The following is an 18,481-nucleotide window of genomic DNA, read 5'->3' as shown; positions in this document are numbered from 1 at the left end:
GCTGGGACTGACCGGCCAGATTCCCGTTCCTCTGGGGAGCATGCGTGAGCCCATCGGCTGAGATCCGGATCGGGGAGAGGCTGCGCTTCTACCGGCAAGGGCGGGGCAAGACCCAAGCGGCCGTGGCCGGCCTTGCCGGGGTGACTGAGGACTACCTCTCGCAGATCGAGCGGGGGTTGAAGACTCCGACGATCACGCTGCTGCACCAGTTCGCGCGCATCCTCGGGGTGCGGGTCTCGGTGTTGCTTGGCGAGCCGGAGTTCGAGCAGGACGGGACTGCGCATCCCGTGGCTTCGGAGATCCACCGGGCGATGATGGCGTACGGGGGTGCTGACAGCCCGGTGGAGCTGGCGCCGCTGCGCGGGCGCGTCGATGCGGCCTGGAACGTCTGGCAGTGCTCGCCGAACCGGTACACCGAGGGTGCGGCCATCCTCCCGGAGCTGATCAGTGACGTGCAGCAGGCCGGCCGGGCCTTCCACGCGGTTGGTGAGGCGGCTGAACGGCGGGACGCTGCTCGGCTGACGAGTGACATGTACTTCCTGCTGCGGACCTTCGCCAAGCGCATCGGCCGTACAGACCTATCGTTGTTGGCGGCCGACCGCGGCATCGCAGCTGCTCAAGATGCCGACGACCCCTTGCGTATGGCGGCGGCCACCTGGAACCTCGGTCACATCCTCCTCGCCCAGGGCGAAGCCGAGGCAGCCGAAGAGACGGCCCTCCGCGCGGCCGAGGAGTTGAAACCCCGTCTGGACGACGGTCCGGACTGGGTGGCGCTGTACGGCTCTCTGTGGTTGGTCGCCGTGGTTGCTTCCGTACGGCAGGGAGATTCCTGGACCGCGCGTGACCGGCTGCGCGAGTACGCCTTGCCTGCGGCTAAGGCTGCCGGTGAGGGGAACGTTCTGTGGACGGTCTTCGGTCCGACCAACGTTGACCTTCACGCGATGAGTGTGGAGATGGAATCCGGCGAGGCCGCGACGGGGCTGGCGATCGCCGATCAGATCGACGTCACCAATTCGCCCTCGTTGGAACGTCAGACGACGTTCTACCTGGAGTTGGCGCGGCTGAATGACCAGCGTCGGGACGACGCCGCGGTGCTCCTGCATCTGATCAGTGCCGAGGCGAGCGGGCCGGAGGACATGCGGTACAACCTCCTCGCCCGTGATCTCGTACGCGGGTTGTTGCGGCGTGCCCGTCCTTCCCTCGCTCCTCAGGTGCGTGCGTTGGCCAAGCGCATCGGCCTCGTGACGCCCTAGCGATCCGAGCCAATGGGCTACCCGAACTGAGAGTTCGGGTTGGCGGCCCGAACTGCTTCTAACGTCCCGTGACACGTTCACGTCTCGGGCTAGAGGAGTCGGGCCTTTATGGATTCGCGAGAGACCCCCTGTAGCGATCTCTGCGTCGCTTGCAGTGGGCGGCGGTGGAAGTACGTGAGTCCTCGTCGGGGTCTGGTGGTGGCGCGGGCGGGTGAGCCGGTGGCCGCGGTGCGGGTTCGTGCGGCGTGTTCGCGGTGTGACGGGTCGGGCCGTGAACGTGTGGCGGCTTGATCGATAGCTGCGGGGCCGGTGACGTCGCTCGCTGAGGCTTTGTGGTCTTCGTTCCTATGTCGCGGTACGGAGCGCACCACGAGTGTTCTCGGCTGAAGCTGTTGCCGGTCCCGCTTCCATTCGGGAGGAGTGGGTGTGTCGTGGCTGGCCACGATAGGGGGCTTGGTTCCTTGACGCGGTTGTGTCGGGAGCTGGCGGGGCTCGGGTTGAACGTGGGGTTGAGTGATGCGCGGCCGGCGTTGCGCGTTACCGCCGGGCCTGGGGTGTTGCTGTGGATCACGGTGGATGACTCGGGTGAGTTCTTCGAGTGGGACCAGGCGGGTCGCCATCCGGTCGAGGATCCGGCGGGTGCGGCGGCGCTGATCTCCCGTGCCGTCAGCGCTCGGTCTGGTTCGGGTGATGGGTCGTGATCCCGGCCGAGGGACTGACGGGTTGGGTTGCGGCCGGCGGTCCGGCTCCGCGTCGGCGGTCTCGCCGAGTTGTCCCGGGAGTGCTTGACGCTGAGTGTGTGCGGCGGGCTCAGCAGCTTCAGCAGAGTCACCGCGGGTGGGTGGTGATGTGGTCGGCCTGGCATTGGACGTACACGGCGTTCGGTTGTTTCTCTGACGCCGGGCTGGTGGTGGATGAGCCGACCGTCGATCGTCTGGTCGACCAGATGCGTCGCATCGAGGGGCACCACTGCCCTACGCGCGTGGATGTCTTCGGCGGCGTCTCCGTCCCTGTCCCTCAAGTTCCGGCGGCTTCGCCCACGCCTTCTGGTCGTGCCGTCCCTACGTGGAAAGGGCAGTTCCGTTCATGAATGACAACGCGACCACACCGCCGGCGTTCGACTCGAACACGCCGACTCCAGCGCGCGTCTATGACTACTACCTGGGAGGCAAGGACAACTTCCAGGTCGATCGGGAGGCGGGGAAGAAGGTTCTGGAGGTTTTCCCGCAGGCGTCCACGCTGGCGCAACGAAACCGGGGCTTCCTGCTACAAGCCGTGCGGTACTGCGCCGAGGCGGGCATCGACCAGTTCATCGACCTGGGTACCGGCATCCCGGCGTCTCTTAACGTCACCGAGATCGCTTGTAAGTTCAACCAGGATGCGCGGGTGGTCGGGGTCGACAACGATCCGGTGGTGCTGAGCCACCAACGCCTCGAAGTCTCCGCGAAACGGGGCCGCTACACCGTCATCGAGGGTGACATCCGTCGGCCATGGGCGATCCTGGCCGACCCGTGCCTGTCCGAGGTGATCGATCTGTCTCGGCCGGTCGCGGTGCTGTGCGTGGCGGTCCTGCACTTCATCTCCGATGAAGAGGATCCGGCTGGAATCCTGTCCGCGTTCACCGACGCCATGGCGGCGGGGAGCTTCCTCGCCGTGTCGGCGGCCACCTCCACCAACACCGACCTGGCCGTCATCGCTCCGATCGAAGACGCTTACCGGAGTGCCTCGACGCCGGTGATCTTCCGGCCCGCTGATCAGATCTGCTCGTGGTTCGAGGGGCTGGATCTGGTTTATCCCGGAGTGGTGGATGTGACGCACTGGCCGACGTGCATCGGTGTCCCTACCCGCGTGCGCATCCTCGGCGGTCTGGCCCGGAAGCCGGGCGGCCCTGATAGCGGTGGCTCGTAACAGCTCTGGCTCTTCCTCTAGGACTTCTCCCCGTACCCCTCGCACTAGATTGGCCTGCTCGCGTGCTGCTCATGAGTTCTGGACATGACGATGATCTGCTTCGACCCCGTGAAGTTGCGGCGCTGTTAGGTGTGAGGCCCACGACCGTCGCCCGGTGGGCGCGTGATGGGCTCCTCAAGGCCGTGATGCTGACGCCGGGTGGTCATCGTCGCTACCGTCGCGCGGACGTCCTCGTGGCCCGCAACGCCGGCGATGCGGCGGGGGCGGATCCGGAGCTGCGCAGGATGGAGCAGGACGCGGTACGGCTTTACGAGCAGGGGTGGACGATACGCCGGGTCGCGGATGAGTTCGGTGTGGGTTACAGCAAGATGCGTCGGATTCTCAGTGAGAACACGGTGTTGAGGGACCGCGGCGGGAGGCCCCGCGAGGGAGCCGCAGGTGACGCGGGGTGGTTCTCGTGACAGATCGATGGCGTTCGTGCGACGCTGGTTGACCTGTCGAGTTGTTGGGTGGTCGTCATGGTCGATGATGCGGGGTTCGAGCCCCCCAAGTACGCCCAGATCGTGGCGGCCATCCGCCGGCGTATCGCCGATGGCACCTACCCGCCCGGCTCGCTGCTGCCTTCGGAGTCGAAGCTGGTCAAGGAGTTCGGGGTGTCCCGGCCCACGGTGGTGCGGGCACTGGAGGCGCTGAAGCTGCGCGGGGAGATCGACCGTGAACACGGCCGGGGCTCCTTCGTCAAGGCCACGCCCCTCCCCGGTGATGACGCTCCCCGTCCGGTTCGTTCGGTGCTGGACCGGGCCGAGGCCGAGGAAGCCGGGTGGACCACGACCGTGGAGCGTTGCCAGGCTCCCGCGGCGATCGCTGGTCTGCTGGGCCTGGCTGAGGCCGTGCCGTTGGTGCTGCGGCGGCGGCTGACGGTCGCTGATGATGCACCGTATGAGCTGGTGTCGCTATGGCTGCCGGTCGAGCTCGCCGAGGCCGCCGGGCTGGACCAGGACGCTCCCCTGACCGCGAGTGTGCGACAGCTCGTGCAGTCCGCGACCGGTCGCCGGTTCGGCCACGTCGCCGAACGTCTCACCGCCCGGCGCCCCACCTCAGATGAGGTCAGTCAGCTCGCGATCGGTGAGAACGCGCCGGTCCTCGGAGTGATCTCGACGGTGTTCGACACGGCCGGCCGCGCGGTCCTGGTCGCTGAGCTGGTGCTTCCCGGGGACCTGCACGAGCTGACGGACAACTACGCCCTGTGACGTGGCTTAGGTCACATAAGCGCCTCCAAAACTCGACTTGTCAAGTGCACATCTCCGGCATACCTTCGATATAGCTCGACAAGTCAAGTTGTTGAGCAGGCAACTAAATGCGGAGGTGGTGTCCGATGGCGCTTTCTGGTGGGACGCGGTTCAAGGTTTCGATGGGTGAGGTGTTCCCGGCCGGCTGTGCGCTGGTGCCGGGTTCGATCGCTGAGGCGCAGGATTACGACGAGCGGACGGGGCGGCGTTCTCCGGCGAAGGACAAGGTCACCGGTCAGCGGGTCTGGTCGTGCCGGGTGATGGACATGGACCCGGAGCTGGAGGGGCGTTCGCGTGAGGTCGCGGTGAAGATCCTCGCCGACGTGCAGCCGGTTCCGCCGACCGGGGGGCTGTTCGAGCCGGTGGAGTTCGAGGGGTTGATGGTGACCCCGTACGCGAACGACAAGGGCCGGATGGCGTTCTCCTTCCGCGCGACGGCGATCCTCGCGCCCAAGGGCGGCAAGGCTCAGGCTCCGGGCGCGGGTTCGGCCGGTAAGGCGGCTGCGTGATGCCGGGCCGGATGTCGGCACTGTCGCTGCCGGTCGAGTCCCGCTCGGGCGCGGAGTTCCGTTCCTACGCCCGCCGTACGCCGGTGTTCACCCTCAACGCGGGCAAGGTGCTGGTCTCGCTGACCCTGCCGGAGCGGCTGCGGCCCGAACACGTCGAGTTCGCCCGGTCTCTGGCCGAGCAGGCGGCGGCGTACGCGGCCGAGGTCGAGCGCCTCTACCGCCACGGGTACAGCGCGGGGAGGGCGGCGTGATGGGTGGCGGCTACAGCTACACCGTGATCACCGGCCAGACAGGCGAGGAGATGAACGTCCGGACCTCGTTCTACCTGGACGAGACGGCCTGGATCCGGCTGTGCGGTGCGGGCAAGGACCAGGTGTTTCTCGCGATCGACCACGGTGAGGTCAGCGTCACCATCGGTCTTCGGATGGACGTGCGGCTCACCGACACCGACATCACGCTGATCCGCCAGCTCGCCGACCAGTCCGCGGCGCTGCTGGCCGAGGTCGAACGCATCCACGCCGAGCAACAGGCCGATCGGGCCGAGACGGCGGCGTAAATCGGAGCGGGGCGGCCGGAAGCTCTCACCTTCCCGGCCGCCCCTTGGTCTGCCCCTGCATGGCTTCTACCTGAGGAGACCCCTCGCATGTCTACCCGAACCAAACGGCCGCGCTGCGTCGTTTGCCGCAACGTCCTCCCTGATGCCTCCCGCGACAAGTGCGCGGGCACTTGCCAGCACCAGACCGTCTTGTTCCCCAAGAGGGTCGCGCTCCGGCTCGCCCGCAAGGTCGGGGGTGGTCGGTGATGGGTTGGGAGTTCCGCCGATCGGCCCCCTCCGACAACGTCATGGTGCCCGCCACCTCCGACCCGTTCGAGTCCCCGAAGTGGGCGCCTCCGGTCTGGCACATGCCCCCGGCCTTGGTGCTCATCGTCAACCTGGTGCGCGGGCTCGTCGGCCTGGCTGCCTTCTGCGCCCGTCATCCGGTCGCGGTGGGCGTGGCCGGCGTCCTGGGCTCGCTGACCTATCTGGCGGGTTGGCGGCTGCTGGTGTGGCTGGCCGGTCTGCTCGCCTTCGTGCTGTGTGGCTGGGCGTGGTGCTTCTGGCCCTCGTTCGTGCGTCTGGTGGCCCGGCCCGTCCGTGCCCGCTGGCGGTACCTGGCGGTGTATCGGCGGAACTGGCGGCCGGTGATGGTGATGTCCGGCCTGGCGTTCTACCGCAATGCCCGCGAGTACCTGCCCACGATCCTGCGGGTGGAGGTCACCAAGACCACGGACCGTGTCCTGGTCAAGATGCTGTCCGGTCACGCCCCCTCGATCTGGCAGGACCACGTCGAAAACCTCGCGCACGGCTTCGGGTCCACCACATGCCGGGTCCGTACGGCCAAGCGTCCCCGCCGTCGTGTCTGGCGTCGGGGGCTGTCGGGGCAGGACTGGCCGGGACACCTGTGGCTGGAGTTCGTCCGCCAAGACGCTCTGCGCCGGCCGCTGGCGGGTCTGCTCGACGCCGGGCACCCGGTCAACCTGACCGCCCTACACGTGGGCATGCGTGAGGACTCCCTCCCGTGGCGGGTGTGCCTGCTCGGAACCCATCTCCTCGTCGCTGGCGCGACCGGCTCGGGCAAAGGCTCGGTGCTGTGGTCACTGGTCCGGGCGATGGTCCCGGCGATGCGCGCGGGCCTGGTCCAGGTCTGGGGCATCGACCCCAAACGGATGGAACTCGCGTTCGGGCGGGGCATCTTCAACCGCTACAGCGATGACACCGGCGGCGGCATGGTCGAGTTGCTGGAGGCCGCGGTAGCCGAGATGTCCAAACGGGCCGCACGCTTCGGAGGCGTCACCCGTACGTTCATCCCCACCGTGGCCGACCCGTTCATCGTCGTCATGGTCGATGAACTCGCCTTCCTCACCGCGTACTGCCCGGACCGGGATCTGCGCCGGCGGGCCTTGGCCGCGTTGTCGACGCTGACCAGTCAGGGCCGATCGGTCGGTCTGTGCGTCGTCGGGGCGCTCCAGGACCCGCGCAAGGACGTCATCAACATCCGCAATTTGTTCCCCACCCGGATCGCGCTGCGGCTGGATGAGGCCGAACAGGTCGACATGGTCCTCGGCGACGGCGCGTACGAGCGGGGTGCGCTGGCCGACCAGATCTCACCGCTGCCAGAGATCGGCGCGGGCGTGGGCTACGTCCGGCTGGAGGACTCACCGGATCCGGTGCGGGTTCGCGCTGAGTGGGTCTCTGATGCCGAGATCGCGCAGATGGCCGACTACCTCACGGCGGAGGCCGCTTGATGCTCCGCCTCACCGCGAATGAAGGGCCGGCGGCGCTACCTGTCCTGTTGGACGACGGAACGGAGGACGCGTGACAGACCAGATCAACGACGCCCCGTCCACTTTGGGCAAGGTTCGTCCGCCCCTGGCGCGGGACCTGGTGAAGGCCGTCGCGGTCGAGCACGGGGTGTGCATCCGTCCCGTGGCGATGCGCCGGACCGATCTGGCCACGGGTGAGAGCCAGATCGTGAACCTGCCGTGCGGGCACACCCTGGCGTCGGTGTGCCCGCCGTGCGCGGAGAGGAAGCGCAAGATCCGGGCGACGCAGTGCCGGGAGGGTTGGCATCTGGAGGACGAACCGGTCATCGTCCGCGCGGACCCGGACGAGGAACAACGGTTCTGGATGGAGAAGCGCGCCGAGGTCCAGGCCCAAGCGGAGAAATCCGAAGCAGCAGGTCAAGATGCTTCGGAGCTGCGCGAGTTGCTTGGGGAGATTAACAGCGAACTCACGCGGACCGGCGTCGTCGGCCGGATCCCTACGGACGTCCCGGACCGTCCTAAGAGGTCCACAAGACGTCGCCAGGACGTCCCGGATCTTCCTCGCCGTCCTGTCTCGTCCCGGACGGTCGGCAAGGTCTACACCGCCCCGGACGGCAAGACCTTCCGTCCGTCCCTGTTCGTCACCCTCACCCTGGACTCCTACGGCCGCGTGAAGGCGGACGGGACACCGGTCGACCCGAGCACGTATGACTACCGGCGGGCGGCTCGGGACGCGTTGCACTTCTCCAAGCTGGTCGATCGGTTCGTGCAGAACCTGCGCCGCCTGGTCGGCTATGAGGTGCAGTACTTCGCCGCCGTCGAACCACAACGCCGACTCGCCCCACACCTGCACATGGCCATCCGCGGAACCATCTCCCGCGCTGAACTGCGTCAGGTGGCGGCGGCGACCTACACACAGGTGTGGTGGCCACCGACCGACACCGTCCTCTACGCCGGTGCCCACGTGCCCTACTGGGACCCGCGGCAACGGGCCTACCTCGACCCGGACACCAACACGCCCCTCACGTCTTGGGGCGACGCCGTACGGGCTCTGGACGACGACGGGGCCGAACCCCTGCACGTGGGCCGGTTCGGCCGTCAGGTCGACGCTAAGGGCGTCATGGCGGGCTCTCCGGACTCGGACCGGTGCATCGGCTACATCACCAAGTACCTGGTGAAGGACATCGCCGAATGTCACGAGGCTAAGACCTCAGCGGAGGCCGATCACGCGGACCGGCTCCTCGACGCGCTCCGGCACGAGCCGTGCTCACCGGCGTGCGCGAACTGGCTGCGGTACGGCGTCCAACCCAAGGGGGCCAAGCCGGGAATGACGCCGGGCTACTGCAAGAGCAAGGCACACCGCCGCGAATACCTCGGCTACGCCGGACGCCGCGTCCTGGTCTCCCGCAAGTGGTCGGGCAAGACCATGGCCGATCACAAGGCCGACCGCAAGAACTGGGTCCTCGCCCGCCTTGCCGAGGCCGGTGTTTCGGCAACCGGTCATCCGACCGAACCGGGCCGCTACGCCTGGGAACTCGCACCACCTGACCACCCCGACGTCGGACCCGTCGAACAACGCCTCATGGCAGCCATCGCCGAACGGCTGGAGATGCGCCGCCAGCTCGACCAGGCCAACGCGGCGGCCGATCTTTCGGCAACTCCGGAGGCGGCGTGAACGGCATGGACAGTGAGGACCTGTTGACCGTCTCGGAAGTCCTCGCAGAGCTGCGCGACGTCTCGCGTCGGACCTTCTACCGCTGGCGGGAGCTGGGCATCGTCCCGGCCTGCATCCGACTCCCGAACGGGAGTCTTCGTGTCCGTCGTGCTGATCTGCGGGCCTGGTTGGACGACCACAGCGAAGAGGCGGCCTGAGATGCACGGACGTAAGGCGCGCCGATCACCAGAGGCGGCCCGAAGGGTGAACGGAGTGAATCAACCGGCGGCGCTACCCGCACCAGCCGCGACCATCGAAGGGGCTCATTCATGAGGTCACATGACGTGCGCTTCTGGGGGATCAAGCCGAACAAGGTCACGCGGGATGGCAAGACCGTCGTCCGTTCTCACACGGTGCGGTGGACCGTCGCCGGGCGCGAGAAGTCCAAGACCTTCACGAAGAAAGCGCTCGCGACCCGGCACCTCGGCAGGCTCAATCAGGCGGCGGACAACGGGGAAGCCTTCGACGTTGACACCGGGCTGCCGGACTCCATGGCGCGGGAACGTTCCGAACGGACCCGGTACACGCATGCCTGTGAGTACATCGATCACCGCTGGCCGGATCTTTCGGCAAAAGGTCGGCTGTCGGTGGTTGAGGGCCTGGTGGCGGTGACCGTGGCTCTGGTGAAGCCGGGGAAGGAGGCTCCCGATGCGGCAGTACTTCGCCGGGCGCTGCGCAAGTGGGCGTTCAACACGGCACACCGTGACGACCCGATTCCCGAAGCGGAGGCGGCGGCACTGCGATGGATCGCCAAGGCATCGGTCGCGCTGACCGCACTGGATGAAGAACGCACCATCACTAAGGCACTCAGCGCGTGCGCTCACAAGCTCGATGGGAAGCCGGCCGCTGCTGAGTACTACCGGCGACGTCGGCGCGCTCTCTACGGGGCGCTGAAGTGGGCGGTCCGTGAGAAGCGGCTGTCGGTGAACCTGCTGGATGACAAGACTCAACTCGACTGGAGGCCGCCGGAGGTCGTAGTGGAGTTGAACCGTCGTCGCGTGCCCAACCCCGTCCAGGTGCGGGCGCTTCTCGACGCGATCAAAGGCGTAGGCGAGACGCAGGGACCGCGCTTGGTCGCGCTGTTCGCGTGTATGTACTACGCGATGCTCCGGCCCTCTGAAGCCATGGCGCTGACCAAGGACGCCTGCCACCTGCCTAACGAAGGCTGGGGGTACCTGGAGATCGACGAGGCGATGTCCGATGGCGGCCGTGAGTGGACCGATGACGGGGAGGTTCATGAGAAACGGGGTCTCAAGGGGCGACCGCGCAAGACGGTTCGCCGGATCCCGATTCCGCCTGCCCTGGTAAAGCTGCTGCGGGAGCACCTCGCGGAGTTCGGAACCGACGAGCACGGGCGACTCTTCCGAACCGTCCGAGGCGGCGTCTACCAGCGCTCCACCTTGTGGCAAGTGCTGGACAAGGCTCGGAGCAAGGCGTTCACACCGGCTCAGATCAAGTCGCTGCTGGCGCGTAAGCCGTACGACTTCCGTCACGCGGGTGTCTCCCTGCGGCTCAACGCCGGCACTCCACCCACCAACGTCGCGGAGTGGGCCGGGCACTCAGTGGAGATCCTCCAGCGGGTCTACGCCCACTGTCTCGACGGTCACGATGAACGATGGTTCGACCGAATCGACGCCGCGCTAGTCGGCTAGCCTGAGAGCCCCGGTGATTCCGCCGGGGCTCTCGTTTTCCCAGCTCGACCTGGGAAGACGGCGCGGAACCCATTCCGCGTATATTCCGCGAACAGCGACAACCAGCGGCATCCGGTGGCACATGGCTGCATACGCACGAAACCCCGGCGGACAGCATCAAGGCTGTTCAACCGGGGTTTCGCTGATCATCTCGGGCGCCCCCTGCTGGATTCGAACCAGCGCACCCGGCTCCGGAGGCCGGTGCTCTATCCCCTGAGCTAAGGGGGCTCAAGACGGATAGAGGCTACCAGCATCCGCCACCCCGTCGCTCCAGTCCCAGCACCCGCGCGCGATCAACGGCCCCTCCCGGATAACGATGATGCTGCACCTTGCGGGTTATCCGCGTGTCAGCACCGTGAGACCCGCTAGCTTGGCCGCCGTGACCCTTGGACGCGTGCTGGTCGTCGATGACGACGAGGTGATCCGGCAACTCATCGCCGTCAACCTCCAACTGGAGGGGTTCGAGGTGGCGACGGCTGTGGACGGGCAGGACTGTCTGGAGAAGGTGCGCGACGTCGATCCCGATGTGATCACGCTCGACATAATGATGCCCCGGCTCGACGGGTGGGTCACGGCGGTGAAGCTCCGTGAGGACCCCGGTACGCAGGCCATCAAGGTCGTGATGATCACCGCGCGGGCGCAGGAGCACGACATCAGGCGGGGGCATGAGATCGGGGTGGACGCCTACGTCACCAAGCCGTTCGACCCCTCCGAGCTCATCCGGACCGTACGGCGGCTGGCGGGGGCCGGCGACGACGAGTGACGCTGTCCACATGCTGGTCAGATAGTCTCGTACCCGTGACCCCGGGTAGCCTCGCGCACGTGAGCCCGGGTGACCTGAGCAGTGCGGTCATCGGCGCCGTGCGTGACGCGGTCGCCGATGGCGACATCACTGTGTCCGTTCCCGACACGGTGCACATACAGGCGACCGCCACCGGGGACTACGCCACGCCGCTCCCGCTGCGGCTCGCCGAGGCCGCCGGGCGACCGGCGCCCGAGGTCGCGGCGCTCTTGGCGCAAAGGCTGGCGAAAAGGCCCGAGATCGGCGAGGCGCGGGCGACCGGACCCGGGTTCCTCACGATCACGCTGGGCACACCGCTGCTGAAACGGATCGACGAGAACTACGGCCTGGCCGAAGTACCCATGGGCCCGACCTGGCCCGTACGGCCGATGACCTTTGAGAACACGGGCTTCCGCGTACGGTTCGCGTACGCGCGGGCCAGCGGTGTCCAGCGGCACGCCGCCGACCTCGGCATCCCCGAAGGCCCGGCGACGACAGTGGCGACAACAGACCCACGCGAGCACCGCCTGACGGGCCTGCTCGCGGACTTTCCCGGCCGGGCGGAGCAGGCGGCGCGGCAGGACGACCCGCGCCCCCTCGCCCGGCACCTCGAGTTGATCGCGGACGCCTACCACGACGTCCACGAACAGTGTCCGGCTCTGCCGAAGGGCGATGAGCCCGCCGGCGACCGGCACATCGCGCGGCTCGGCCTGGCCAGGGCCGTGCGCATCGTCTTGGGAAACGGACTGCGGATGCTCGGGGAAACGCCGGACGACCGCCTGTGAGCGCAACGGAGAAAGCATGAGTCGAGTCCATCCGGCCGGGTCCCGGCACGCCGACGTGCTGCCCGAGGACCACCCGCTGCCGCCGGCCAGCGACCTCAACGCGATCGCGGCGGGGGTCTGGCCGCGCAGCGCGCGCCGGGACGACCAGGCGTTGATGATCGGCGGTGTCGACGTACGCGACCTCGCGCAGGAGTACGGCACGCCGCTGTACGTCTACGACGAGGACGACTTCCGCTCCCGCTGCCGCGAGTTCGTCGGCGCCTTCAGCGACGGCGACGTCTACTACGCCGGCAAGGCCTTCCTGTGCACGGAGATCGCGCGGTGGGTGGCCGAGGAGGGGCTGGGCCTCGACGTGTGCAGCGGCGGCGAGCTCGCCGTGGCGGTGCACGCGGGCTTCCCGCCCGAGCGCGTCACCTTCCACGGCAACAACAAGTCCACCGCGGAGCTGAGGAAGGCCCTGGACGTCGGCGTCGGGCGCATCGTGCTCGACTCCTTCGAGGAGATCGCGCGCCTCGGCTACCTCGCGAAAGAGGCCGGGCAGCGGCCCAAGGTGATGATCCGCATCACGACGGGCGTCGAGGCGCACACCCACGAGTTCATCGCCACCGCGCACGACGACCAGAAGTTCGGGTTCTCCCGCGAGACCGCTCTGGAGGCCGTACGCCGCGTGCACGACCTCGACGAGCTGGAGCTCGTCGGCCTCCACTCCCACATCGGGTCGCAGATCTTCGACACCGACGGCTTCGAGCTGGCCGCCCGCCGCGTCATGGACCTCCTGGTGGCCGTCCACGACGAGCACGGCATCGAGCTGCCCGAGCTGGACCTCGGCGGCGGGTACGGCATCGCCTACCTCGACACCGACGACCCGCTCGACCCCAAGCACATCGCCGACAACCTGCGCTCGATCATCACGCGGGCCTGCCAGGCGCGTGACCTCGCGGTTCCGCGGCTGACCGTGGAGCCCGGGCGCACGATCGCCGGGCCCGGCGGGATCACGGTGTACGAGGTGGGCACGATCAAGCCGCTCGACGGTCTCCGCACGTACGTCTCGGTCGACGGCGGCATGAGCGACAACATCCGGACCGCCCTGTACGGCGCGGACTACACGAGCGTGCTCGCCTCACGGCGCTCGGACGCCGCCCCGATGCTCAGCCGCCTCGTCGGCAAGCACTGCGAGAGCGGCGACATGGTCGTCCGTGACCTGTGGCTGCCCGAGGACCTCGCCGCCGGCGACCTCGTCGCCGTGGCGGCCACGGGCGCCTACTGCCGCTCGCTCGCCAACAACTACAACCACGTGCCCCGGCCGGCGGTCGTGGCCGTACGCGGCGGGCACGCGAAGCTCATCCTCCGCAGGGAGACGGAGGAAGATCTGCTGCGTCTGGAGGTCGCGCCGTGAGCCGGGCCACGACACCGATCAAGATCGCGCTGCTCGGCTGCGGCGTCGTCGGCACCGAGGTCGTACGCCTCCTGCGGGAGCAGGCCACGGACCTCGCCGCGCGGGTCGGCGTGCCGCTGGAGCTGGCCGGCATCGCCGTACGCCGCCTGGACAAGCGGCGTGACGGCGTGCCCGCGGAGCTGCTGACGACCGACGCGATGAGCCTGGTCACGCGGGACGACGTGGACATCGTGGTGGAGGTCATCGGCGGGCTCGAACCCGCCCGCGGCCTCCTGCTCGCCGCGATGAAGTCGGGCAAGTCCGTCGTCTCCGCGAACAAGGCGCTGCTCGCCGAGGACGGCGCGACGCTGTTCGGGGCGGCGCGGGAGTACGGCACCGACATCTACTACGAGGCGTCCGTGGCGGGTGCGATCCCGCTGCTGCGCCCGCTGCGCGAGTCGCTCGTCGGCGACCACGTCCACCGGGTCATGGGCATCGTCAACGGCACGACCAACTACATCCTCGACCAGATGGACACCTCCGGCGCCGGGTTCGCCGAGGCGCTGGGCGAGGCGCAGGCCCTCGGGTACGCCGAGGCGGACCCGACCGCCGACGTCGAGGGCTTCGACGCGGCGGCCAAGGCCGCGATCCTGGCCCAGCTCGCCTTCCACACCCGCGTCACCGCGGCCGGTGTGCACCGTGAGGGCATCGCCGACGTGACCTCGGGCGACATCGACAGCGCAAAGGCGATGGGCTGCGTGGTCAAGCTCCTGGCGATCTGCGAGCGGGTGCCGTCGAGCGAGAGCCGGGCCGGCCGGGGCGTCGCGGTCCGCGTCCACCCGGTCATGATCCCCCGCTCACACCCGCTGGCGAGCGTCCGCGAGGCCTACAACGCCGTCTTCGTCGAGGCGGAGTCGGCCGGGTCGCTGATGTTCTACGGCGCGGGCGCGGGCGGCGCGCCGACCGCGAGCGCGGTGCTCGGCGACCTGGTTGCCGTGGCCCGCAACCGCGTGCAGGGTACCCGCGGACCGGCCGAGTCGACCTACGCCGACCTGCCCGTACTCCCGATGGCCGACACGATCACGCGCTACCACGTGGCGCTCGACGTGGCCGACCGCTCCGGCGTGCTCGCGCGGGTCGCCGACGCGTTCGCCGAGAACGACGTGTCGATCCAGGCCGTACGCCAGGAGGGGCACGGCCGGGAGGCGCAGCTCGTCATCGTCACCCACCGGGCCCCCGACGGCGCGCTGTCGGCCACCATCGAGGGCCTGCGCGACCTGGAGATCGTCCGCGAGGTGGCCAGCGTCATGCGCGTCGAAGGCGACGAATAGTCAGAAAAGAGGCTCGTACGTCGCCTCGTAGAACGAATCGCCCTCTTCGTGGCGGGCGATGGGCAGGAAGTCCGGAACGGTACGCGCCGCGCTGGCGCGCAGGAGCGCGAGGGCCTCTTCGGGGGCCGGCGGCTCCACGCCGAGCAGGGCGAGGAGCTCGCCGCGCGCCTGAGGAAAGTCGGGGTCGTCGTCGACGATCTCCGCGGCCAGTTCCTCGGCGGAGTGGCCGCGGCCGAGGTCCTGCCAGTACGGGTACGCGGCGATCAGGGTGACGGCCTCGACGAGGTCGGCGGCGACCAGGGTGGCCCCGCCCTCGGAGTCGGCGTACAGGACCGGGCGCGGTCCGCCCGGGTCGCCGCACAGGAAGTAGCTACCGCCGCTGCCGTCGCCCGCGACCGGCGTCAGCGGCCATCCGCACGGGACCCGCAGCTCCTCCACCGGGTCGCGGCGGGCGATGTCGAAGTCGCCCGGCCACACGAGCAGGCCGGCCAGCCGAGGCTCGGTCTCGATGCGGCGAAGAAGATCGTCGGCAGCGGTCATGCCCGGACTCTAACCTCCGGCGTACCGCCCGCACACAGAGAAACCTGATTAGCATTCCGGGCGATGGACGACGACGCGACCGTGCCCGTGGTGCTGCTGCCGGTCGCCGCGGTACGCCTCGCCGGCCGTTACTTCGTCCCGCTGGCGCTGTGGTTCAGCGCCGGGGCGATCGTGCGCTACCTGCTGATCCAGGAGATCTCCCGGCTCGGGCACGGCGGTCACTCCGAGGTCCGCCGCGCGCTCGTCCTGCTGCCGCTGAGCGTCACCGTGCTGGCCTCGCTGGCCGTCACGATCGGCATGATGTTCACGCTCGGCCGTGGCCTGAAGGTGATCCACGATCCCGCCGAGCCGTACGTCACCGCGATCAGCCGCACGCTGTTCCCCTTCGTCCTGATCTACCTCGGCTGGAACCTCTACACCGACGACCTGCGCGCGGTGCTGCGGGCCGACGCGCAGCGGCTGGCCGACGCCGGCGACGCGATGAACGCCGGCAACCTCCTGGACCTGTCGATCGTCGTGTGCCTCGTGGTGGCCGCGGTCGCCTGGCTGCTGCGGTTCCTCTGCGAGCGAAGGTATGAATCCCGGCCGTCACGGACGCTCGAGGTGCTCATCGCCTTCCTGGAGGTCGACTTCACGCTGTACGCGCTGTACTCCGTCGTGCGGTTCGTCAGGGGAGCGCAGCGCTGGATCGCCGACCGGGAGTTCTGGCACGCGATCACCGGGGTGGTGAGCCTGCCGGGACCCGGGCCGGTCGAGGACGCCCTCATCCTGCCACTCGTGTGGCTCGCCATCGCGGCCATCGTGTACGGCCTGGAGATGCGCGACCGCGAGGCCGTCCAGGGCACTCCGCTGGAGAAGATCCCCGACCGTCTCGCCGGGCACCCGCGCCGCCTCGCCGAGGTGGCCAGCCGCAGCCTGAGAGAGAAGTACGTGCCGGTGGTGCACGCCGTACGGCTGGTCCTGCGCGCGGGCGCGCCGGCGTTCGCGTGGTTCTGCCTCTGCTACGTCGCGATCGGCGCGCTGATGGACCGTCTCCAGCGCGGTGTCGTCGTCCTCATCGGCACCGACCACACCGTACGTTTCTGGAACCTCGCGCTGACGCCGGTGGAATTCGGCCGCCATCTGCTGCAGGAGATCCTGCGGCTCGCGCTGCTGGCCGCGATGTTCGACCTCGTGATGCGCAAGGTCAGCGCCGGAACACCAGCTCCGGACCGCCCAGAGCCGGCGACAGATCCCGATGCTGATGCCGCATCACCAGCTCGAACGAGCCCACCGCCCGGCTCGGCACCAGGCCCATGACGTACGCCGGGTCGTGACCGCCGTAGTAGATCGTCGTGTGCCAGGGGAACGCGCTCCAGCTGTGCCCGGCGCGGTCGCGCAGGGAGTAGTCGATCTCGAAGTCGCGCGGTTTCTCGGTGAGCGGCTCGGCCCGCAGCGTGGCGAGGACGAGGGTCTCGCCCGGCCGGGCCGGGGAGCCGATGCCCTGCGCGGGCAGGTCGCCGGGTTTCAGCACGGCCGGGCCGTAGCCGACCAGCGTCCAGCGGATCTGCTGGAAGTCCGCCGGACGTCCGGGCGCGACCGTACGGGTGTGGCTCCCGGGCACGTCCTGGCGGTAGTACTTCCACTCCGGCCGGAACGGCAGGTAGACCGCCACGCCCGCCAGCGCCACCAGGGCCACGATCCGGATCGCGTGTCTCATGACGGCTCCGGGAGGCCGTAGCCGGTGGCCGCCGTGCGGTTCAGAAGTGCGGCGTCGGCGGGGGAGATGCCGAGGTCGACGTGGGCCTCGGCGCTGAACCGCACCGGGTCGTTCCGGTAGAAGCCGAACTGCGCGTCCTCGATGTCGCGGTCGGAGGCGTACAGCCACGCGCCCGCCAGCGCCCGCGCCGGCACGTCGAACAGGTACGCGCCCCGCCGCGGCATACCGGGCTGGAACCGCACGTAGCTCAGCGGCGTGACCGGCGGCCCGGACAGGAGCCCGCCGCCGAGCTTGTCGGTGGGGTAGTAGTCGCCGAACCTCGTGTGCAGCCGGGCCGAGGCGACGTACACGGGCGAACGCCGCGCCGCCACGGTGGCGATGACCACGACGAACACACCGGTCGCGGGGATGATCTGCGGCTTCGCGCCGTACTCGCCCTCCGGTATCCGGATCGTCCGTGCCGTCTGGACCTGCTCGACGCGGATCGTGAAGTGCGGCTCGGCGACCGTACGGCCGATGTGCCCGTTGACCGGGATCGGGCCGTACGCCCGGTCGTAGCTCCAGTGCGCGCCCTGCAGCGCCACCGCCGCCCACGCCAGGCCGACGGCGACCAGGATCGACGGCGCCCGCCTCATCGCCGCACCGGCAGGGTCACGTCGGCGGCCAGCACCGGGATGATCCGCGTGACCCGCCCCGACTTGTGGGTGAGTGGATCGGTCTCGTTCTTCTTCTCGTACCGGCGGGCCTCCCACTCCCAGTAGCCGCGCGGGTCGAGCACACCCGCGCCGGCGTGCTCGTAACGCGCCAGTGCGACCGTCACGTGGTCCGGTACGACGGTGTTCGCGGCGAGTTCGTACTGCACGGCGACGTAGGTGGGCAGTCGCGGCTGGAGAGAGTGGAAGAGGGTGTTCCCGGCGATGCCCTGGGCGTCCACGAGGCGCGGGGCCGGGCCGTTCCGCGCCTGCCAGCGCAGGAACATGCCCTGGGAGAAGGCGTCGTGGTCGTCGCCGCGATGCGTGGCGATCGTCTCGCGTGTCGGGTTCACCACCCAGGCGTTGACCACCAGCAGGCGGCGGCCCGCGGTGAACTTCGTCTTCGCGAGGACGGCCACGTGGGCGCCGACCAGTCTGGTGCGGAACAGGTGCTGGTCGACCTCGCGCCCGGGCCGTACGGACCGGGGCGTGTCGGCCGCGCGCAGGCCGCCGGACAGCCACAGGGCGCCCGCACCGACGAGGAGGACCAGCGCGGTGGAGGCTGCGATTCGTGCTCGGGGGCGCACGGGGCACAATGATAAGTGCGCAC

20 protein-coding genes and 1 tRNA gene are annotated in these 18,481 nt (G+C 69.0%); 16 read left to right on the top strand and 5 right to left on the bottom strand.

What is annotated here, in order from left to right; genetic code table 11:
- Positions 1–44: 44 nt before the first annotated feature.
- The 11 genes from QWU11_RS04320 (at position 45) to QWU11_RS04265 (ending at position 10,629) form a co-directional block, all read left to right on the top strand.
- On the top strand, positions 45–1,253 hold the full coding sequence (locus QWU11_RS04320; RefSeq protein ID WP_290103669.1) for a helix-turn-helix transcriptional regulator: 1,209 nt from the start codon (positions 45–47) through the stop codon (positions 1,251–1,253).
- A gap of 1,086 nt (positions 1,254–2,339) precedes the next feature.
- Positions 2,340–3,161 (top strand): SAM-dependent methyltransferase, encoded by an 822-nt coding sequence (locus QWU11_RS04315; RefSeq protein ID WP_290103668.1) that lies wholly within the window; start codon positions 2,340–2,342, stop codon positions 3,159–3,161.
- A 71-nt stretch (positions 3,162–3,232) separates the two neighbouring features.
- On the top strand, positions 3,233–3,622 hold the full coding sequence (locus tag QWU11_RS47195) for a helix-turn-helix domain-containing protein (protein ID WP_354670807.1): 390 nt from the start codon (positions 3,233–3,235) through the stop codon (positions 3,620–3,622).
- 57 nt (positions 3,623–3,679) lie between these two features.
- Positions 3,680–4,411: a GntR family transcriptional regulator gene (locus QWU11_RS04300; protein ID WP_290103667.1), complete on the top strand. Its 732-nt coding sequence runs from the start codon at positions 3,680–3,682 to the stop codon at positions 4,409–4,411.
- 125 nt (positions 4,412–4,536) lie between these two features.
- Complete coding sequence (locus QWU11_RS04295) at positions 4,537–4,959, top strand: plasmid replication, integration and excision activator (RefSeq protein WP_290103666.1); 423 nt, start codon at positions 4,537–4,539, stop codon at positions 4,957–4,959.
- Positions 4,960–4,970: 11 nt separating this feature from the next.
- Positions 4,971–5,210: a hypothetical protein gene (locus QWU11_RS04290; RefSeq protein ID WP_290103665.1), complete on the top strand. Its 240-nt coding sequence runs from the start codon at positions 4,971–4,973 to the stop codon at positions 5,208–5,210.
- Positions 5,207–5,515: a hypothetical protein gene (locus tag QWU11_RS04285; protein ID WP_290103664.1), complete on the top strand. Its 309-nt coding sequence runs from the start codon at positions 5,207–5,209 to the stop codon at positions 5,513–5,515. The genes QWU11_RS04290 and QWU11_RS04285 overlap by 4 nt, the downstream gene beginning before the upstream one ends.
- Positions 5,516–5,760: 245 nt before the next feature.
- Complete coding sequence (locus QWU11_RS04280; protein ID WP_290103663.1) at positions 5,761–7,245, top strand: FtsK/SpoIIIE domain-containing protein; 1,485 nt, start codon at positions 5,761–5,763, stop codon at positions 7,243–7,245.
- 70 nt (positions 7,246–7,315) lie between these two features.
- Positions 7,316–8,938: a replication initiator gene (locus QWU11_RS04275; RefSeq protein ID WP_354670798.1), complete on the top strand. Its 1,623-nt coding sequence runs from the start codon at positions 7,316–7,318 to the stop codon at positions 8,936–8,938.
- Positions 8,939–8,943: 5 nt separating this feature from the next.
- On the top strand, positions 8,944–9,135 hold the full coding sequence (locus tag QWU11_RS04270; RefSeq protein ID WP_290103824.1) for a helix-turn-helix domain-containing protein: 192 nt from the start codon (positions 8,944–8,946) through the stop codon (positions 9,133–9,135).
- Between the two features lie 111 nt (positions 9,136–9,246).
- Positions 9,247–10,629, top strand: a complete 1,383-nt coding sequence (locus QWU11_RS04265; protein ID WP_290103662.1) for a site-specific integrase — start codon at positions 9,247–9,249, stop codon at positions 10,627–10,629.
- 195 nt (positions 10,630–10,824) lie between these two features.
- On the opposite strand, the gene QWU11_RS04260 is transcribed toward QWU11_RS04265, so the two are convergent.
- Positions 10,825–10,896, bottom strand: a tRNA-Arg gene (locus tag QWU11_RS04260).
- A gap of 166 nt (positions 10,897–11,062) precedes the next feature.
- On the opposite strand from QWU11_RS04260, the gene QWU11_RS04255 reads away from it, so the two are divergent.
- From QWU11_RS04255 to QWU11_RS04240, 4 genes are read left to right on the top strand one after another with little or no spacing between them, the layout of a single operon-like run.
- The gene (locus tag QWU11_RS04255) at positions 11,063–11,431 is read left to right on the top strand and encodes a response regulator (protein WP_290103823.1); all 369 of its coding nucleotides are present in this window, start codon (positions 11,063–11,065) and stop codon (positions 11,429–11,431) included.
- 35 nt (positions 11,432–11,466) lie between these two features.
- A complete protein-coding gene (locus tag QWU11_RS04250; protein ID WP_290103661.1) occupies positions 11,467–12,234 on the top strand; it encodes a DALR anticodon-binding domain-containing protein in 768 nt (255 codons plus the stop codon).
- 16 nt (positions 12,235–12,250) lie between these two features.
- Positions 12,251–13,630 (top strand): diaminopimelate decarboxylase, encoded by a 1,380-nt coding sequence (gene lysA, locus QWU11_RS04245; protein WP_290103660.1) that lies wholly within the window; start codon positions 12,251–12,253, stop codon positions 13,628–13,630.
- 23 nt (positions 13,631–13,653) lie between these two features.
- Positions 13,654–14,940 carry a homoserine dehydrogenase gene (locus QWU11_RS04240; RefSeq protein WP_290103822.1) on the top strand — a complete coding sequence of 429 codons (1,287 nt, stop codon included), beginning with the start codon at positions 13,654–13,656 and terminating at the stop codon, positions 14,938–14,940.
- Here the strand turns inward: QWU11_RS04240 and QWU11_RS04235 are convergent, their stop codons facing one another.
- On the bottom strand, positions 14,941–15,480 hold the full coding sequence (locus QWU11_RS04235; RefSeq protein WP_290103659.1) for a hypothetical protein: 540 nt from the start codon (positions 15,478–15,480) through the stop codon (positions 14,941–14,943).
- A gap of 63 nt (positions 15,481–15,543) precedes the next feature.
- Here QWU11_RS04235 and QWU11_RS04230 point away from each other — a divergent pair, with 63 nt between their 5' ends.
- Positions 15,544–16,779, top strand: a complete 1,236-nt coding sequence (locus QWU11_RS04230; RefSeq protein ID WP_290103658.1) for a hypothetical protein — start codon at positions 15,544–15,546, stop codon at positions 16,777–16,779.
- Here the strand turns inward: QWU11_RS04230 and QWU11_RS04225 are convergent.
- The 3 genes from QWU11_RS04225 to QWU11_RS04215 are packed head-to-tail and all read right to left on the bottom strand — an operon-like array spanning position 16,667 to position 18,458.
- A complete protein-coding gene (locus QWU11_RS04225) occupies positions 16,667–17,179 on the bottom strand; it encodes a hypothetical protein (protein WP_290103657.1) in 513 nt (170 codons plus the stop codon). The genes QWU11_RS04230 and QWU11_RS04225 overlap by 113 nt on opposite strands.
- The gene (locus QWU11_RS04220) at positions 17,176–17,814 is read right to left on the bottom strand and encodes a hypothetical protein (protein ID WP_290103656.1); all 639 of its coding nucleotides are present in this window, start codon (positions 17,812–17,814) and stop codon (positions 17,176–17,178) included. The genes QWU11_RS04225 and QWU11_RS04220 overlap by 4 nt, the downstream gene beginning before the upstream one ends.
- On the bottom strand, positions 17,811–18,458 hold the full coding sequence (locus QWU11_RS04215) for a hypothetical protein (RefSeq protein WP_290103655.1): 648 nt from the start codon (positions 18,456–18,458) through the stop codon (positions 17,811–17,813). Before QWU11_RS04215 ends, QWU11_RS04220 begins: the two co-directional genes overlap by 4 nt.
- Positions 18,459–18,481 lie beyond the last annotated feature (23 nt).

The sequence above is a fragment of the Actinomadura sp. DC4 genome, assembly GCF_030406325.1.
Classification (GTDB): Bacteria; Actinomycetota; Actinomycetes; order Streptosporangiales; family Streptosporangiaceae; genus Actinoallomurus.
This window is presented reverse-complemented; position numbering and strand designations above follow the sequence as displayed.

Excerpts from the sequence above, each read along its gene's own strand:
- QWU11_RS04280 (WP_290103663.1), top strand. The coding sequence starts at position 5,761 with ATGGGTTGGGAGTTCCGCCGATCGGCCCCCTCCGACAACGTCATGGTG.
- QWU11_RS04235 (WP_290103659.1), bottom strand. The coding sequence starts at position 15,480 with ATGACCGCTGCCGACGATCTTCTTCGCCGCATCGAGACCGAGCCTCGG.
- QWU11_RS04300 (WP_290103667.1), top strand. The coding sequence starts at position 3,680 with ATGGTCGATGATGCGGGGTTCGAGCCCCCCAAGTACGCCCAGATCGTG.
- QWU11_RS04220 (WP_290103656.1), bottom strand. The coding sequence starts at position 17,814 with ATGAGGCGGGCGCCGTCGATCCTGGTCGCCGTCGGCCTGGCGTGGGCG.
- QWU11_RS04295 (WP_290103666.1), top strand. The coding sequence starts at position 4,537 with ATGGCGCTTTCTGGTGGGACGCGGTTCAAGGTTTCGATGGGTGAGGTG.
- QWU11_RS04290 (WP_290103665.1), top strand. The coding sequence starts at position 4,971 with ATGTCGGCACTGTCGCTGCCGGTCGAGTCCCGCTCGGGCGCGGAGTTC.
- QWU11_RS04315 (WP_290103668.1), top strand. The coding sequence starts at position 2,340 with ATGAATGACAACGCGACCACACCGCCGGCGTTCGACTCGAACACGCCG.
- QWU11_RS04230 (WP_290103658.1), top strand. The coding sequence starts at position 15,544 with ATGGACGACGACGCGACCGTGCCCGTGGTGCTGCTGCCGGTCGCCGCG.
- QWU11_RS04225 (WP_290103657.1), bottom strand. The coding sequence starts at position 17,179 with ATGAGACACGCGATCCGGATCGTGGCCCTGGTGGCGCTGGCGGGCGTG.
- QWU11_RS04265 (WP_290103662.1), top strand. The coding sequence starts at position 9,247 with ATGAGGTCACATGACGTGCGCTTCTGGGGGATCAAGCCGAACAAGGTC.
- QWU11_RS04270 (WP_290103824.1), top strand. The coding sequence starts at position 8,944 with ATGGACAGTGAGGACCTGTTGACCGTCTCGGAAGTCCTCGCAGAGCTG.
- lysA (WP_290103660.1), top strand. The coding sequence starts at position 12,251 with ATGAGTCGAGTCCATCCGGCCGGGTCCCGGCACGCCGACGTGCTGCCC.
- QWU11_RS47195 (WP_354670807.1), top strand. The coding sequence starts at position 3,233 with ATGAGTTCTGGACATGACGATGATCTGCTTCGACCCCGTGAAGTTGCG.